General features: G+C 68.2%; 13 protein-coding genes. 10 read left to right on the top strand and 3 right to left on the bottom strand.

Annotated features, from left to right (window positions below; all coding sequences use genetic code 11):
* Positions 1-123: 123 nt before the first annotated feature.
* Entirely contained in the window at positions 124-882 is a 759-nt protein-coding gene (locus GXY47_10310) for an SDR family oxidoreductase (GenBank protein NLV31536.1), read from the bottom strand.
* Between the two features lie 206 nt (positions 883-1,088).
* Here GXY47_10310 and GXY47_10305 point away from each other — a divergent pair, with 206 nt between their 5' ends.
* The 3 genes from GXY47_10305 (at position 1,089) to GXY47_10295 (ending at position 5,360) form a co-directional block, all read left to right on the top strand.
* Positions 1,089-1,847 (top strand): FadR family transcriptional regulator, encoded by a 759-nt coding sequence (locus GXY47_10305; protein ID NLV31535.1) that lies wholly within the window; start codon positions 1,089-1,091, stop codon positions 1,845-1,847.
* 21 nt (positions 1,848-1,868) lie between these two features.
* The gene (locus GXY47_10300; GenBank protein NLV31534.1) at positions 1,869-2,303 is read left to right on the top strand and encodes a YdgA family protein; all 435 of its coding nucleotides are present in this window, start codon (positions 1,869-1,871) and stop codon (positions 2,301-2,303) included.
* A 1,536-nt stretch (positions 2,304-3,839) separates the two neighbouring features.
* Positions 3,840-5,360 carry a carbohydrate esterase gene (locus GXY47_10295; GenBank protein NLV31533.1) on the top strand — a complete coding sequence of 507 codons (1,521 nt, stop codon included), beginning with the start codon at positions 3,840-3,842 and terminating at the stop codon, positions 5,358-5,360.
* On the opposite strand, the gene GXY47_10290 is transcribed toward GXY47_10295, so the two are convergent.
* Positions 5,326-6,705, bottom strand: coding sequence for a glycoside hydrolase family 28 protein (locus GXY47_10290; protein ID NLV31532.1), 1,380 nt, complete (start codon positions 6,703-6,705; stop codon positions 5,326-5,328). The genes GXY47_10295 and GXY47_10290 overlap by 35 nt on opposite strands.
* 144 nt (positions 6,706-6,849) lie before the next feature.
* On the opposite strand from GXY47_10290, the gene GXY47_10285 reads away from it, so the two are divergent.
* The 7 genes from GXY47_10285 (at position 6,850) to GXY47_10255 (ending at position 16,187) form a co-directional block, all read left to right on the top strand.
* Positions 6,850-7,866 (top strand): hypothetical protein, encoded by a 1,017-nt coding sequence (locus tag GXY47_10285; protein NLV31531.1) that lies wholly within the window; start codon positions 6,850-6,852, stop codon positions 7,864-7,866.
* A gap of 46 nt (positions 7,867-7,912) precedes the next feature.
* Positions 7,913-8,485: a nuclear transport factor 2 family protein gene (locus tag GXY47_10280; protein ID NLV31530.1), complete on the top strand. Its 573-nt coding sequence runs from the start codon at positions 7,913-7,915 to the stop codon at positions 8,483-8,485.
* An 87-nt stretch (positions 8,486-8,572) separates the two neighbouring features.
* Complete coding sequence (locus tag GXY47_10275) at positions 8,573-9,973, top strand: TolC family protein (GenBank protein NLV31529.1); 1,401 nt, start codon at positions 8,573-8,575, stop codon at positions 9,971-9,973.
* 1 nt (position 9,974) lies between these two features.
* Entirely contained in the window at positions 9,975-11,150 is a 1,176-nt protein-coding gene (locus GXY47_10270; GenBank protein NLV31528.1) for an efflux RND transporter periplasmic adaptor subunit, read from the top strand.
* A complete protein-coding gene (locus GXY47_10265; GenBank protein ID NLV31527.1) occupies positions 11,150-14,230 on the top strand; it encodes an efflux RND transporter permease subunit in 3,081 nt (1,026 codons plus the stop codon). Before GXY47_10270 ends, GXY47_10265 begins: the two co-directional genes overlap by 1 nt.
* Before the next feature lie 51 nt (positions 14,231-14,281).
* Positions 14,282-14,938: a hypothetical protein gene (locus GXY47_10260; protein NLV31526.1), complete on the top strand. Its 657-nt coding sequence runs from the start codon at positions 14,282-14,284 to the stop codon at positions 14,936-14,938.
* A gap of 100 nt (positions 14,939-15,038) precedes the next feature.
* On the top strand, positions 15,039-16,187 hold the full coding sequence (locus tag GXY47_10255) for a hypothetical protein (GenBank protein NLV31525.1): 1,149 nt from the start codon (positions 15,039-15,041) through the stop codon (positions 16,185-16,187).
* An 8-nt stretch (positions 16,188-16,195) separates the two neighbouring features.
* Here the strand turns inward: GXY47_10255 and GXY47_10250 are convergent, their stop codons facing one another.
* Positions 16,196-17,452 (bottom strand): inorganic phosphate transporter, encoded by a 1,257-nt coding sequence (locus tag GXY47_10250; protein ID NLV31524.1) that lies wholly within the window; start codon positions 17,450-17,452, stop codon positions 16,196-16,198.
* Positions 17,453-17,455 lie beyond the last annotated feature (3 nt).

The following is a 17,455-nucleotide window of genomic DNA, read 5'->3' as shown; positions in this document are numbered from 1 at the left end:
GCCAATAAATCGTATCTTTTTCATGACCGGCTCCTTTCGTATGTGGCTCTGCACTACGTTGGTTTATCCGATCCGTAGTGTAACCCACGGCCTACGAATTCGGAGTCGGTCGTTCCATTTTGACTAGTGCATCGACATCCCCCCGTCGTGGAGGATGAGCTGGCCCGAAACGCAGCGGCTGTCGTCGGAGGCCAGGTAGACGGCGGTTCCCACGAGGTCCTCCGGGTAGAGGGGTCTGCGGACGCACCGCTGCGGGATCTGCAGCTCGTCCAGGGGGGCGGAGGGGAACCGCTTGTTGCGGTCGAATTCGTCCCCCCCCTCGGAGTGGGTGAAGCCGGGGGCGATGGCGTTCACGTTGATGCCGTATTCCCCCAGTTCGCGCGCCATCCCCCGGGTCAGGGCCATCACCGCCCCCTTGGACGCGATGTAGTGGGGGAGCCCCGGCACCCCCTCGAAGATGGTGCCCGAGGACAGGTTGATGATCCGGCCCCCCTTTTCCTTCATGTAGGGGAAGACGGCCTTGATGCAGTGGAAGGGGCCGAGCGCGTTGGACGCCATCACCTCGTTCCACTCCCCGGTGGTGACCTCCATGAACGGCTTGATGGTCACCAGGACCCCGGCGTTGTTCACCAGGATGTCGATGGCGCCGAAGCGGTCGGCCGCCGCGCGGGCCAGCGCGTCGCAATCGGCCTGGACGGCCACGTCGGTCTTCACGTAGATCCCCCGGCCCCCGGCCTTCTCGACCGCCGCCAGGGTCTCGGGCGCGTCCCGCTTGTCCCCTATGACGATTTCGGCCCCTTCCCGGGCAAATCCGGCGGCGATCGCCGCACCGATCCCCCGGGCTCCCCCCGTAACGATGGCGACCTTGTTTTTCAGTCTCATGAACGTCTCCTCTTCCGATAGTTCAGGGTCCCATCTTTGCCGATGTTTCGCCCGATTTGCAACCGGGGATAATTGGTAGACCAAGGTAGTCCAGATCGTTCACGCTGGACTCCCTCCCGGCCGCGCACGCCCGGTTTTGAAGGTGGATTTTTCCCGCCCGGTTGGGATATTTTGGATAGGCGCAAGCCCGGCGCGGAAAGGGTCCCATGAACCAGACACGCAGGGAATTGATCGGGAGGCTGACGAACCTCATATCCAAGGGGGAGATCGTCAAGGGGGGGAAACTGCCCCCGGAGCGGGAACTGGCGGCGCTCCTCGCCACCAGCCGGCCGCTCTTGCGGGAAGCCCTGATCTCACTGGAGGCGTTGGGGTATCTGGACATCCGGGACCGTCAGGGGATCTATCTGGCCGGGGACGATTCGGGCGAGGCTCTAGAGGCGCTCGGCCAGGCCCAGGTATGGCCGATGGAGATGCTGTCCCAGGTCATGGAGGTACGCCAGATCCTGGACCCGGGAGCCACCGCCCTGGCGGCCATGCGGCGCAACGACCGGGACATGGAGAAGCTCGAGGAATGCCTCGTGATGCTGGAGAGGATCCATGCCGAACAGGGGCCCGAAGAGGCCAGCCTGGGGGCTTACTGGAACACGGTGCTCCACTCCACGATCTTCAAGGCCACGCGCAACACCCTGCTGGCCCGTCTTTATGAAACCCTCCTGGGAATGTCCGAGCGGGGGGTCATCGCCATGAGGTCCAACGCCCTGAATTCCAGTACCCGCCTCGCCAACAGGAAGGTGCTCCGGCAGCACCGCAGCCTCGTGGCCGCGATCCGGGAGAAGGACATGGAGAGGGCGCGGGAAGCGTCCAGGGTGCATCTCAAGGACACCATCGAGACCATGGTGAAGCTGAGCCGGGTGACGCCCGTCTCCAATTTCTTCGCCCAGCGGATGGACCCGGTGCTCAAGTAGCCGCAGCCGAAAGGAGCCGACATGAACGGGAGTGTATCGAGGCATCCGCTTTTCCGCGCGCTGGGGGTCGTCATCCTCGTGGCCGCCCTCTATCTCGGCTGGACCTGGCACTCGAGGAGAAGCGCAAGCCTGCAGCTTCAGGAGCGGCTGCAGGAGCGGTCGCCCGAGGCGCAGAACCAGAAGATCGTGGATGCCTACGGCGGGGATGAACTGACGATCCTGTCCTTTTACGGCGTGCCGGGCGTCGTCCGGCCGGGGGAGAGCGCCGAACTCTGCTACGGGGTGTCCAACGCCGCCGAGGTCCGGATGGAGCCGCCGGTCGAACATGTCTGGCCCTCGCTCGGCCGCTGCGTCAAGGTCGCGCCCGAGCGGGACACGGAATACACCCTCTTCGTCGAAGACGCCGCCGGGCGGAGCAAGACCGCCCGCCTGACCATCAAGGTCCAGCGGGAATAGCGGGATTGCGCGTGCACCCCCGGGCTTCGCGCCCGGCGGCCAGGGTGTACTCCCCGCAGCCGCCCGGGCAGACCCGCGGCCGTCCCGGGCCCCCGCCGGGGCCCGCGATGGAAAATGAAGGGGGTCTGTTCTACCAGGCACCTGCCCGCGAGGTCTCCATGTTGCGGGCCGTTCCGACGGCACGTCCGGAGGGGATATGTTGTGCTTCCTGACGCGGAAGGACGCCATGGCGATCCTTTCGGAACCCTGGAGGGGAAACCCGTGAAGACCCGCCCGAGCCTGCCTGGCATGATGGTGCTCCTGGTCGTGGCGTGCGCCGGCGCCGGGGTGCGCGACTGGCCCGACGAGGAGCGCGAAGGAATCCGGATCAACTACACCGAGGCCAGGGCGGGCGACTATGTCCTGCCCGACCCCCTGGCGCTCCCGGGCGGCGGGAGGGTGACGGACGCCGGGACCTGGATGAAGACGCGGCGCCCCCAGATCGTGCGCCTCTTCGAGGAAAACCAGTTCGGCCGCGCTTTGGGCGACCCCGCCGACGTGCGTTTCGAGCTGTTCGACCGGGGGACCCCCGTTTTCGGCGGGGAAGCCCTGCGCCGGCAGGTCACCCTCCATTTCGGCGGGGGGACCGCGGCCGACCTGCTCCTCTACCTGCCGGCGGGACCGCCGCAGCCCGCCCCGCTGCTGCTGAACATTGGATTCGCCCCCAACAGCCAGACCGTGCGGGACCCGGGGGTCAGGGAAGGGAGGGCGTGGGGGGCCGACGGGAAGCGGGTGCCCGCCGCAGCCCGGTCCCCCTTTCCGGCTACCGATGTGCTCCCCTTCATCCGGCGCGGCTACGGCTTCGCCACGATCTATTACGGGGACATCGAGCCCGATTCCCGCGCGGGGCTCGCGCATGGCGTCCGCGCCCGGTACCTGGCGCCGGGCCGGTCCGCCCCGGCGCCGGACGAGTGGGGCGCCATCGCCGCCTGGGCGTGGGGGCTCTCCCGCGTCATGGACTATCTCGAGACCGACCCGGGCGTCGATGCGCGCCGGGTGGCCCTGACCGGGGTGTCGCGCCTGGGCAAGACCGCGCTCTGGACTGCGGCCGCCGACCCGCGGTTCGCCCTGGTGCTCGCAAGCTGCTCCGGGGAGGGGGGAGCCGCCCTCAGCCGGCGCGACTACGGGGAGACCATCAAGCTGATCACCCTCCCCCAGCGCTACGGGTACCAGTTCTGCGGCAACTACGCGCGCTGGGCGGACGACCCGCGCTCGGCCCCGATGGACGCCCACATGCTCCTGGCGCTGATCGCCCCCCGGCCCGTGCTCCTGCAGACGGGGGACAGCGACAAGTGGTCCGACCCCGTGGGGGAATTTCTGGCCGCCCTGGCCGCCGAGCCGGTCTACCGCCTCTTCGGCAAAAAGGGGCCCGGCGTCGACCGCCTCCCCCCGGCCGGCACCCCCGCCTTCGGCGACCTCGGTTATTACATGCACCGGGGGGGGCACGGCATGCAGGCGGAGGACGGCACCTCGGACTGGGACGTCTTTCTCGATTTCATGGACCGGCACCTGCGCCCCGTGGCCCTTTTCCCCGCCGACGGATCCACGGGCGTCAACCCCGACACCCCCCTGAAGTTGACCTTCGGGAGCGCCCCCGCGGCGGGGCGCTCGGGCACGATCCGCATCTACGACGCGGCCGACGGCCGGCTGGTGGACACGCTCGATCTCGCCATCCCCGCCGGGCCCGAGGCGCCCACCCCGTCCCCCGGGGCCGACTACACCCCGGTCCCCTACCCGTACGCTCCCGGGCGCCCCACCAACCGGGACACCCGGCCGGGGACCCCCTCGGGGGGGGCGGAGCCGGCCCCGGGCGCCTACCAGCTGACCATCATCGGGGGCTTCACCGACGGTTTCCATTTCCGCCCGGTGACGGTCCGCGGCAACACGGCCACCCTCCACCCGCACCACGATCTCCTCGAATACGGCCGGACCTATTACGTGGAGATCGACCCGGGGGTGCTCGTCGTCGGAGACGGGGCGTTTCGGGGGATTTCGGGCCGGGACGGCTGGCGCTTCATGACAAGGAGCGCACCCCCGTCGCTCGCGTCGGGGAGTTTGACCGTCAGCGCCGACGGCGCCGGTGACTTCACCACCGTCCAGGGCGCCGTCGATTTCATTCCCGACTCTCACCCCGGGCGCGTCACCGTCTTCATCCGCAAGGGGCGGTACGAGGAGATCGTCTACTTCCGCAACAAGAACGACATCACCCTGCTGGGCGAGGACCGGGACGGGGTCGTCGTCGCTTACGAGAACAGCGAAGTCTTCAACCCCCACCCCCCGAACCTCAAAACCAACGAGGTGGCGGGGACCTTCCCGTCGCGGCGGGCGGTCTTCGCGGCCGATCACTGCCGGGGGATCCACCTGGCCAACCTGACCATCGAGAACACCGCCTACGGGCAGGCGGAGGGGTTGCTGCTCAACGGCGCCGAGTTCGTCGTCCGCAACGTGACCGTAGTCGGTTCGGGGGACGCGCTGCAGGTGAACGGTTCCGCCTATTTCGCCGACAGCCGCATCGTCGGGGACGGGGACACGATCCTGGGGCGCGGCCCGGCGTTTTTCACGAACTGCGAACTGAATTCCTACGGGCACTACATGTGGGTGCGCAACCCGCGGGAAAACCACGGCAACGTTTTCGTGAACTGCCTTTTCAAAACCCGCGGCGACGGGCGGACGGTCCTGGCCCGCAACCCCCGGAACGGCGGTAAAACGTATCCTTACAGCGAGGCGGTGCTGATCGACTGCCGGCTCTCCGGCATCGATCCCGCGGGGTGGGGCGACATCGGCGGGGAAGTTGCGGACATCCGCTACTGGGAATACAACAGCCGGAACGCCGGGGACGGCTCCCCGGTCGACACGAGCCGGCGCCATCCCGCCTCCCGGCGGCTGATATTGCCGCGCGACGCCGCAACGATCGCAGAGTACCGGAACCCCGCTTTCGTCCTCGGGGAGTGGATCCTCCGGGAACTCCCGGGGCCGGAAGCGCCTACTCGATCCGGAGCCCCTTCACGTTTTCGATGACGTCGGGGAGGGCGACGCCGCCGAGGCTGCAGCCGATGACGCGGATGTCCTCGAGCGGGGTATGGGCGTACCCGCGCAGGTAGAGGGCGTACCGGCTCTTCCGACTGGTGACGTTTCTCATCTCGATGTGGCGCACCCGGGGAGGGAACCGGCCGGCGTCCCCCTCCTCGTAGAAGAGGTCGATCCGGAGCACCGCGTCGCTGACCTGCCCCACGGTCACGTCGCGCATGTAGACGTGTTCGATGAAGCCGCCGCGCACCGAATTGGTCTTCAGGCGCAGCGCCCGCTCCAGGTTCGGGCTGTCCATCGAACACCCCTCCGCGTAGACGCCGCGCACCCCGCCCGAGGCCTCGCTCCCGATGGTCACCCCCCCGTGGCCGTCCTTCATGCGGCAGCGGCGCACGACGATGTTCTCGGAAGGGACGGCGACGCGGCGGCCGTCGCGGTTGCGCCCCGATTTCACGGCGATGCAGTCGTCCCCGGTGTCGAAGTGACACTCCTCGATGAGGACATCGCGGCTCGACTCGGGGTTGCAGCCGTCGTTGTTCGGGCCGTGGCTCACCATGGATACGCCCCGCACGGTCACGTTGGTGCAGAGGACGGGGTGGATCTGCCACATCGGCGCGCGGCGCACCGTCACCCCCTCCAGCAGGACATTGCGGCAGCGGTAGAACTGGAGGAAGCCGGGGCGCAGGAAGCCCCCTTCTCCGAAGACGCGGCGCGCGACCGGGACGTCCTCATCCCCCATCCGGAACAGTTCGCGGCGGGCGGGCGCCTGGTGGGGCGCCCCCGCGCGGGCGCCGAAGAGGGGGCTGCCGCACCAGGGCCACCAGTGTTCGTGGTCCGCCTGCCCGTCCAGGACGCCGGGGCCGGTGACGGCGATGTTTTCCTGGCCGAGGGCGTATACCAGGGGGGAATAGTTCATGCACTCCACCCCTTCCCAGCGGGTAGGAACCACGGGGAGGTAGCGGCGCGGGTCGGTGTCGAAGCGGAGGTGCGCGTCCGCGGCCAGGTGGAGGTCGACGCCGCTTCTGAGATGGATCGGGCCCGTCAGGAAGGCGCCCGCCGGGACGAGGACGCGTCCGCCCCCGGCCCCGTGGCAGGCGGCGACGGCCCGGGCGATGGCGTCGGTGCAATCGGTGCGGCCGTCGTCCCGGGCGCCGTAGCCGGTGATGGTGAAATCACGGTCGGGGAAGAGCGGGGGGCGGATGCGGGAAAGGGTGCCGGGGACGGACTCCCACCCCGCGGGGGCCTCATCCCGTGCCCGAGAGAGGGCGGGGAGTGCGAGGGCGAGCCCGGATGAGAGGAGAAATTCCCTGCGATCGATGGGGGTTCCGGGTTTCATGGGGGCGGCGTCCTCCCAGGCCGGGCGAACAATATTTGAATCCCGGCCGGCTGCATGCGTGATAGAATACGCGCTTCCGGAAGCCGGCTTCAACTATTTTGCCGTAGCGCGCGCTTTTGTCCAGACAGACCGAAGGGAGACACGATGAGCATGCAACGCCCCGGTACCCTGTGGATTGCGGCCCTGGCCGCCGTTCTGGCCGTTCCCGGCCTGCTCGGCGCTGCCGAGACCTGCGACCGGCAGTGCCTGGTCGACGTGATGAAACAGTACCTCTCCGCCCTGGTCGCTCACGATCCCGGGAAGGTGCCGTTCGACAAGGAGGTCAAGTTCACCGAGAACACGGCGGACATCCCGGTCGGGTACGGGTTGTGGGTCACGGCCTCGGGCGGGCCCGAAGAGTTCCAGGTCTACGCCGCCGACCCGGTCGCGCAGCAGGTGGCGGCCCTGGTCATGATGAAGGAGAACGGCAGGGAGGACGTCCTCCTCGGGGTCCGGCTGGCCCTGCGCCGGGGAAAGGTCTCGGAAGCCGAGCATCATGTCGTCCGGCAGGACCAGCTCCACTCCATGCAGAACCTCCGGAAGCCGCGCCCCGGCCTGGTCGAGGACCTGGCGCCCGAGGAGCGGACCCCACGGGCGCGGATGCTCGACATCGGGCTCGCCTACTACGACGCGCTCACGGGGGAGGACGGCACGCTGGCTCCCTTCGCCCGGGAGTGCGAGCGGCGCGAGAACGGGGCCACCTCGGTAGGGGGGAAACGGGAAGCGGCCAAGCCCGCGGCCGACGCCCCGCAGTTCCCCCCCCCGGGGGCGGCCGACCCCGAGATGATGAAGCTGGCCCGGGCGCTGGCGGCCGTGCCCAACACGTGCGAGGAGCAGATCACGGCCGGGGTGTGGGCCTACATCTCCGAGATCCGCAACCGGCGGTTGCTCGTCATCGACGAACAGAAAGGGCTGGCCGTCGGTTTTTCCAACCTCTACCACGACAGCAAGCTCAAGACGATGGAGCTCAAGGGGGTCCCCGGGGTGACGAGCGTCCCCGCCTACCAGGGGACCTTCAACATGCCCGCCATTCACATTTTCAAGATCCGGAAGGGGAAGATCTACGACATCGAGGCCACCGGCCTCGTCCTTCCATACGGAACCCGAACGGGTTGGGAATAGCCCGGGAGGGTCTCAAGGACAACCGTTTGAGCCACTGGAGGACACCATGAAGGGAACACTGACCGGATGGACCGGCGCCGCCCTGGCCGCCTGCCTGCTTCTGACCCTCTCCTGCACCCCCGCCGACACCGCGGGGACGAAAGCGGCCGGCAGTTACGCCGAGGACCGCGCCCAGATCGAGGACCTGCAGGCCCGTTACCTGTTCGCGCTCGACTCGTCCGACCTGGACACCTACGTCTCCACCTTCACCGAGGACGGGGTGCTCGACATCATCGCCTACCAGGCCAAGGGGCGCGCCGAGATCCGCAAGAAGATCGAAGAGGCCCAGAACGTGTTCGATCCCACGGCGGAGGCTGTCCAGGGCTCCTACCCCCCGACGGGGCGGCACAACATCACCAACATCGTGATCAAGGTCGACGGCGACCGGGCGGTGGGGAAGGCCTACTGGTTCCATTACGGGAACAACAACCCGGAGCGGAAGGCACAGATCGATTCCTACGGGCACTACGAGGACGAGATGGTCAAGGTGGACGGCCAGTGGCTCTTCAGCAAACGCGTCATCTACAACGAGCAGGTGGCCGACTGGATCTCCCCGGGCGGCAACCCGAAGGCCTGGTAACCTGGAACCGCCGGCCGGAACGCGCCGGTTCTTTACTTCGGGCGCGCGGGGGGGTACCTTTTCCCCCGGTGGAGCGGCGGATGCGGCATGAATTCTGAAACGACCAATCTCATGGGAGGGACCGCCCGCCGGTTCCTCCCCGTTGCGGCACTTCTGGGCCTTCTTCTCGTCGCCCCGGGCTGCGGCCCGAGGGTGTCCCGGGTCGAGCACGCGGCGGTCTTTCATCCCGGGCTGCAGGCAAAAACGGCGGCCGTTCTCCCCGAGCGGCCGCTGACGGCGCTGGAGTGTGTGCGGATCGCGCTCGACAACAACCTGGACCTCCGGGTCGCGGAGATCGGGCGGCGGCTGGCCACGCTCGACCGGAAGGCCGCTTTCGGCTTGTTCCTCCCCCAGATCGAGTTCCGTTTCGGCTACTCCGGGACGGACAACCCGCAGCTGCGGCGGACCGGGGGGGGGGTGGTCCAGCTGTCCGACCAGCGGATCCACCAGACGGAGATCGAGGTGCAGCAGGCGGTGTTCCTCCCCCAGGCGTGGCTCCTGTACGACATCCGCGGGCGGGGGGAGGAGATCAGCTCCCTGCTGCGCGACCGGGCCCGCCAGATGATTTCGCTGCAGGTGGCGACGCTCTACTTCGCCGTCCTCACCCTCGGGGACGCGGAGAAATATCTCGGCGTGACCATCGAGAACGTCGAGGCGCTGCTCCGGGAGACCCGGGCGTTCGAACGGGAGGGGCTGGCCCTCCCCTCCCAGCGCCAGGAGGTGGAGACGCTCCTGCTCGAGAGCACCATCGCGCGCGACAACGTCCGGCGCCTGCTCGCCGAGACCCGGGCGGAACTCATGGTCGCCATGGGGCTCGACCCCTTCGGGAAGATCGAGCTCGTGCGCCAGGCCCCGTTCCTCCCCTTCGAGCGGCGGTCGCTCGAGGAGGACGCCCTGGAAGCACTCACCCGCCGCCTGGAACTCCACGTCGACGACCGCACCCTCGAGATCCGGAAGCGGGAGGTGCAGACCGCGCTGGCCGCCTTCCTCCCGCGCGTGGCGGGCCTGGGGAGCTTCACCCACAGCAGCGATTCGTTTCTCGTGTATTCCAACGTCTGGACCTACGGCGTCGGCGCCGTCCTCTCCGCCTTCGACGGTTTCCGGAACCTGTTCGGGTACCGGGCCGCGCGGGAGCGGGAGAAGGAGGCGTTCGTCAGGCGCGAGCAGCGGTGCATGGCGATCCTGCTCGAAGTGCTCCGGGCGCGCCACCGCGTGGACCAGGCCGCCGATTACGCGGCCGTGGCATCGAAGAACCTGGAAACGGCCGAGGAGCGCCTGCGGGAGTCCCGGGCGCTGTGGGACGAGGGGATGATTCAGTTTTCCGAGCTGCTGGACGCGGTGACGGAAAAGGAACGCGCCGGCTTCATCCGGTCGATGGCCGGTTTCCAGCGGCAGGTGGCGCTGGCCACGCTCGGCGACGTGCTGGGCCGAACCCCAAAGGAACCGTGATATGAAACAGGGAAAGGGTTACGCTTCGATCGCCGCGCTCGTGCTGGCGCTCCTCCTCCCCGCTTGCCGGGGGGGCGGGGAAAAGCCGCCGGCGCCGGCGGGGACGAAAAGCGTCCGGGTGGAAACCGTGCGGCAGAGGACGTTTCTCTCGGTCCTCTCGCCGTCGGGCGATGTCCAGGTCAAGCGGGAGGCGCTCGTTTCCGCCCGCATCCCGGGGACCCTGGACGCCATCTTCGTCGACGAGGGGGACCGGGTGACGGCGGGGGAGACGCGCCTGTTCCAGACCGACGCCCTGAAACTGGGGAAGGCGGTGGAGGCGGCGCGGCAGGAACTGGCCGTCGCGGAATACGGCGTGCTCGAGCGGCAGGCCAACCAGGAGCAGGTCGAGGCGGACTACGACAAGGTCAAACTGGACTACGAGCGCTTCCGGCGGTTGTACGAGCAGGACAAGGCGGTGACGGCCAGCGCCTTCGAGGCGAGGGAGTCGCACTTTTTGCAGATGGAGGCGGCGAAAAAGCACGCCGGGATAGCCGTGGACCTGGCCCGGAAGAGGATGGAGCAGGCCCGGACGAACCTGGCGATCACCGAAAAGGACCTCCGGGACTCCCTGGTCACGGCCCCGATCGGAGGGGTGGTCACGCGGCGGCTCCTCGAGCCGGGGGAGATGGCGGGGGCGGGGACCCCCGTGCTCCGGATCGAGGACCTCTCCACGGTGGAGGTGTCGGCCTTTCTCCCCGAGGAAGCCTTCGCGCGCGTCACCCCGGGGAAGACCCGGGTGGACGTGCACGTGGGGGACACCGTGCTGCGCAACCGGGCCGTTTCCTACAAGAGTCCGACCGTCAGTTCCGACCTGCGGACCTTTGAAATCCGCTGCCTGATCCAGGACCCCCCGGCCGGGATCGTGCCCGGGAGGATCGCACGGATGGAGGTGCTCCTCGAGAAACGGGAGGGGCCGGGGGTCCCGAGGGAGGCGCTCACGGCCCGGACCGACGGGCGGGTGGTCTTCGTCCGCGACGGCGACCGGGCCCGCCTGGTGGAGGTCTCCACGGGGCTCGAGACGGACGGTTGGGTGGAAATCACCGGCGGGGATCTGGCGCCCGGCGCCGAGGTGGTCACGGCGGGGAACGACCTGCTGCGGGACGGCGACCCGGTCACGGTCGTCGGGAAGGATCGCTGATGTTTCTTTCCGCCGCTTCGGTCAAAAGGCCCGTGGCGATGGGCTCCCTGATCATCGCGCTGGCGCTGCTGGGCCTCAATTCGGCCCGGAAGCTGGGGCTGGAGCTGATGCCCAGGGTCGACATCCCCTACATCACCGTGGTCACGGTCTACCCCGGGGCGACGCCGGAGGAGATCGAGACCGACGTGGCCAAGCGGATCGAGGACGCCGTGGTCAGCGTCGACGGGCTGAAGCACGTGACCTCCTCCTCGATGGAGAACATGTGCCAGACGCTGCTCGAATTCCACCTCGGGGTGGACGTCGACATCGCCGCCACCGACGTCCGGGAAAAGCTCGACATGATCCGGGCCGACCTGCCCGAGGATGTCGAGGACCCCATCATCCAGAAGTACGACCTCAACGCCGCCCCGGTCGTGGACCTGGCGCTGGCGGGCGACGCCCCCATCGACGAGATCTTCGACTACGCCGACAACACCCTTCGCGACCGGATCACGATGATCCCGGGGGTGGCCGACGTGCAGCTCGTCGGGGGCGCCCGGCGGGAGGTCCAGGTCCGGATCGACCGCGGGCGCCTCGGTGCGCGCGGGCTGTCGACGATGGACGTCGTCCGGGCGATCCGGCAGGGGGTGCGGACCATCCCCTCGGGCAACCTGCGGGACGGCGGCTCGGAGTTCGCGGTCAAGTTCGACGCCGACTACGACGACATCGGGGAGCTGGAGAAGCTCGAGATCGCCGGCTCGGGCGGGCAGCGCACCCGGATCGGGGATGTCGGCACGGTGCTCATGGCCACCGAGGAGATGCGGCAGGAGGCGGCGGTCGACGGCCGGCCGGCGGTGGCCCTGAGGGTGATCAAGCGGTCGGACGCGAACGCGGTCCGGGTGGTGGGCGCCGTCAGGGAGGCGATGGACGACATCGGGGCCGTCCTGCCGGGGGGGATGCAGCTGGTCTGGGTGGCCGACGACGGCCGCTTCATCGAGGCGATGAACCGGAGCGCCTGGGTCGACGTGCTGCAGGGGATCCTCCTGACCGCCCTGATCCTCCTCCTCTTTCTCCACAACCTCCGCTCCCTCCTGGTGGTGGCGATCACGATGCCGCTGACCATCGTCATCGGCCTCTTCTTCATGGAGCTGGCCGGGTTGACGCTGAACGCCTCCACCCTGATCGCCGTGGGGCTTTCGGTGGGGATCCTGGTCACCAACTCCATCGTGGTCCTCGAGGCGATCGTGAAGCGTTTCGACCGGTCGGGCGACCCGCGGGAAGCGGCCCGGGCAGGCACGTCGGAGGCGACGGTCGCCGTGCTCGCGAGCATCGCCACCAACGTGGTCGTCCTCTTCCCCCTGGCGATGATGGATTCGATGATCGGACTTTTCATCCGGGCGCTGGCTTTGACCATGCTGATCATGACGGCGGTGTCGCTCCTGGTCTCCTTCACCCTGACGCCGATGCTCTGCTCCCTGCTGCTCAAGCCGCCCCGGGAGGGGGGGCGCTCCCCGCTCGCCGCCCTGGAGCGGGGGTGGAACCGCGGCTTCTCGGCCGTTACCCGCGCCTTGCGGGGGCTGCTCGAGTACAACGAGCGGCACCGCTGGGCCGCCGTCCTGGTCCTCGCCCTGGTGGGCGTCCTCTTCGCCCTTTCGCTGCTGGCCGCCGGCCGGATGGGGACGAACATGATGACCGACTCCGACCAGGGGAAGCTGTTCGTCAAGCTGGAATACCCCACCGGCAACGCCCTGTCGCGCACGGCCGAGCGGGTGCGGGAGGCCGAGGCGCGCCTGCGGGACCTGCCGGAGCTCCGGCACATGCTGAGCACCGTCGGGAAGGTGGAGGGGATGGTGGGGCAGACGTCCGAGGGGGTCCACCTCGCCCAGATCCTCCTCAAGTTCTCCGAACGGGACGAGCGCGAGCGGACGCTCGAGGGGATCATCGCCGAGGTCCGCGCCCGGCTCGCCGACTATCCGGGGGCGATCGTCACCGTGAACGTCCCGGTGATCATCGGGGGGCAGGGGAGCGACCTGGAACTGGAGATCACCGGGGAGGAGTACGGCACCCTCGACCGGCTGGCTTTGGCCGCCGGCGAACTCGTGGCCCCGATCCCGGGTGTCACCGACATCGACCACTCCGTGCGGGAGGGGAAGCCGGAGCTGCGGATCGTGCCGAAGCGGGAGGTGCTCTCCGACCTCGCCTACCCGGTGCTCGAGGTGGGGATGAACCTGAGGGCCAACCTCGAGGGGATCGCCGCGGGCACCTTCAAGCGGAACGCGCGCAACTACGACATCGTGGTCAAGTTCGCGGAGCAGACCGGGAGGGCACAGGTCGACGCCTTTCTCCTCCCCGGCGCCCCCGGCCGGCCGGTGCTGCTCGGCACCGTGGCCTCGGTCGAGGAGGGGGCGGCCCCCATCCTCCTGACCCGCAAGGACAAGGAGCGCATGTCGAAGGTCTACGCCAACCTCGCTCCGGAGCTGCCTCTCGGCAGCGCCGTGGAGCAGGTGAGCGCCCGGCTCGACGCCGAGGGGGATTTCCCCCCGCGGTACGGCTACCGGTTCGGCGGGGTCTACGAGGTCATGAGCGAGGGGCTCGAGGGGCTCGGCGAGGCCGGCGTCCTGTCGATCATCCTCATCGTGCTCATGCTGGCCGCCATCCTGGAATCGTTCCGCCAGCCGGTGCTGATCCTGGTCACCGTCCCGCTCGCGCTGATCGGCACCGTCTGGGGCCTCGTCTGGACCGGGGGAAGCCTCGGCGTCTTCGAGATCATGGCCTTCGTCATGGTGATGGGGATCGTGGTCAACAACGCCATCCTGATCGTCGACCAGTTCAACGTCCACATCCGGGAGGGGGTCCCGCGCCACCGGGCGATGATCGAGGCGACGTGCGAGCGCTTCCGCCCCGTCGCCATGATCACGATCGCCGCGGTGCTCGGGATGCTCCCCCTGGCCTTCGGCCGGGGGATCGGCGCCGAAATGAGAAACGGCGCCGGCATCGCGATGCTCGGGGGGATCCTCAGCTCGGGCATCCTCACCCTCGTGGCGCTCCCCATCCTGTACGACCTGTTCACCTCCAAGAAAAACGGGGACGGGCCACGATAAATAACCACGATGTAATGATTTAAATCCTATCTCACCGACGAGGTCCATCCGATGCAGATGCTGATCACCCTGCTCTGGCTGCTGGTTTTCTGCGGAGCGGTCGCCGGGCTGCTGGTCGAGCCCACCGCGGGCTGGTTCAAGGCGGCCACCGCCCTCCACCCCTACCTCATGGGTTTCGCAAAGTTCGTACTGCTCGGGACGATGGGCGAACTGCTCGGGGCCCGCATCGCCACCGGACGGTGGCGCCTCGGGGGGGTCCGGCTGGGGCAGCGGGCCCTGGTCTGGGGCGCCATCGGGGTGATGCTGGCCCTCGTCATCCCCCTCTTTTCGACCGGCGTCGACGCGCTGCTGGGGCGCGGGATGCTCCCGGGCGCCGGGCTGGCGCTGGCCCCCGCGCTCTGGAAGTCGGTCCTGATGAACCTCATCTTCGGTTTCGAGATGATGGTGTTCCACCGCTTCACCGACACCCTGATCGGGCGCGGCAGGCTCTTCTCGGCGTGGCCGGCGGTCGAGGTCTTCCGGTCGATCGACTGGCGCAACATGCTGCGCGTCGTCGGCCTGGCGGTCCTCTGGTTCTGGATTCCGGCGCACACCGTCACCTTCCTCCTCCCGGAGATCTACCGCGTGGCGGCCGCCGCGCTGCTGGGGATCGCGCTCGGCCTCATCATGGGGTTCGCCTCGAAGAAGGCGAAGGCGCAGCGGGACTGAACTGCAGCCACCCGGTCCAGGCCGCCCGGAGCGGGAGCGGATTTTTTGGCATTCGGGCGTATTCTGGTACATCATTGAAATATGTACATTGAGGCACCCCATGCCGCTGCATGACCTGACCGATTTTCTGAGGCTTTCCGCCTCCCTGAACATGCAGCTGACGGCCCAGGGAGTGGGGCGGGAAAACATCGTCCGCATCATCACCAACCGCGCGCCCCTGGAGCGGGCTTCGGAGCGCGAGGCGCTGCTGCACGTGCTCGAGTACCTGGACCACGCCTACGGCACCCAGCGGCGGCGGGTCGGTCCCCCGGCGATCCTCCACCCGCTCCGCGCGACGGCGCTGCTCGGCCAGGCGGCCGACCGGCCCCACCTGCTCGACATGCTCACCGAGCTGCTCCACGACAAATACGAGGACCTCACCGTCGAGGCCCTGGGCCCGGAGAGGTTCGTCGAGGCCGAGGCCAAGTTCCGGAACCTGCTGAAGGACATCGACCCCACCGACGAATGGTATCTCATGGAGCGGCTCCAGCACCTGGCGATCAGGGAGGGGGAGTCCTACTACGGGTACATCGGCCGGCTGCTCGACCGGACGGCGCAGACGCCCGAACTGGTGCGGGTCAAGCTGGCCGACCGCCTCGACAACACCCTCGACATGCATATCGACGTGGACGACCTCCTCAAGGACACGGACTTCTTCCGGGTGGTCTTCCGGGTGCTGTTCCCCCCTTCCGGGGAAGGGTACCGGCCCGGGATCGAACACCCGGTCAAATCCCCTCTGGACGGGGCCCAGCGCCTTTACCAGCTCTTCAAGAACGCCATCCTCCTTTCCCTGATCCGGGAGAAGGACGCGGCCCGGGGTGACGGGGCCACGGGCCGCCTCTTCGAGGCCCTCGCCCTGGCCGGCATGGACGAGGCCCAGCGGATCGCCCTGCACATCATGGCCTACCACGAGACCGACCTCGACCGGCAGCGCTCCATCCTGATGGAGGTGCAGGGATATGCCCAGGAAGGGGGGCTGACCCAGATCACCTCCCCGGGCGGGAGGCACCTGCTCGACGGTTTCTGCATGAACCAGTTCAACCATCCCGATTCCGGCGCCCGCGACCGGCACCTCGAGGAACTCTACCGGGACAAGGGCCTCATGCTCCAGGCGGCGATGGGGTTCGTCGTCATCTTCATGAACTTCGCCCACACCCCCGATTACTGGATCCGCGGCATCAGCGATCACGGCATCACGGCGGCGGGCTGAGACGGCCCCTACGCGCCGAACATGTAGCGGAAGGCCAGGAAGAGGACGATGGAAATGAGCATCGTCGCCGGCAGGGTGATGAACCAGGACGAGAAGATGTTGCGCACGATGCGGAAATCGAGCGCCGAGATGCCGCGAGCGAACCCGATCCCGATAACGGCGCCGACGAGCGTGTGCGTCGTCGAGATGGGGATGCCGAGGTTCGAGCAGACGAGGACGGTGGTGGCCGTCCCGAATTCGGCCGCGAACCCGCGCGACGGGGTCAGCTCGGTGATCTTCCTGCCGATGGTCTCGATCACCTTGTAGCCGTAGGTCGCCAGCCCGATCACGATGCCGATCCCCCCCATGCCGAGGATCCAGACCGGCACCTCCGTTTTCGCCGCCACGTTGTGGCTCCCGAGGATCGAGACGATGGCGGCGTAGGGGCCGACGGCGTTGGCGACGTCGTTCGACCCGTGGGCGAAGGCGACGTAGCACGCCGTCATGATCTGCAGGTACTTGAAGATGTACTCGATGAAATTGAAGCGGCTGAGCAGTTCGGGGCTCCTCCGTTCCGTGATCCGGACGATGGCGATGCGCACGGCCAGGGCCGCCGCCAGCCCGACCGCAAGAGCCAGCAGACCGGCGAACCAGAATGGAATCGGGAGGCGCACGCTGGCGAGCCCCTCGTGAAAGAGGGCGATCCCGATGACGGCGACGACGGCGAACACCAGGATGGGGACATGGAAACGCAATGCCCTGAACGGGTTGGCGGCGTTGATGATCTTGCGGTTCAGAAAGGTGAAGAGGGCGAACGCCATGATGCCGCCGCTCAGGGGGGAGACGAGCCAGCTCAGGACGATCTTCACCATCGTGCCCCACTGGATCGACGCCCACCCCCCCGCCACGATCCCGAAACCGGTGACGGCCCCTACGATCGCGTGGGTGGTGGATACCGGGAGGCCGTATCTGGAGGCGATGTTGAGCCAGACGGCGGCCGACAGCAGCGCCGCGAGCATGCCGTAGACCAGCATCATCGGGTCGGCCGCGAAGAGTCCGGTGTCCACCATGCCGCGCCGGATCGTGTCGGTGACGCGCGAGCCGATGAAGAGGGCCCCGGAGAACTCGAAGACGGCCGCCACGATGACGGCGCCCTTCAGGGTCAGCGCCTTCGAGCCGACCGAGGTGCCCATGGCGTTGGCCACGTCGTTGGCTCCGATGTTCCAGGCCATGTAGACGCAGAAGACGGTGGCGATGACGAGGATGAGGAGTGAGAGAGGGTCCATGCT

Source organism: Acidobacteriota bacterium, from assembly GCA_012729555.1.
Taxonomy (GTDB): Bacteria; Acidobacteriota; UBA6911; order UBA6911; family UBA6911; genus UBA6911.
Note: the sequence above shows the minus strand (reverse complement) of the source record. Positions and strands in the feature narration are given on the sequence as shown.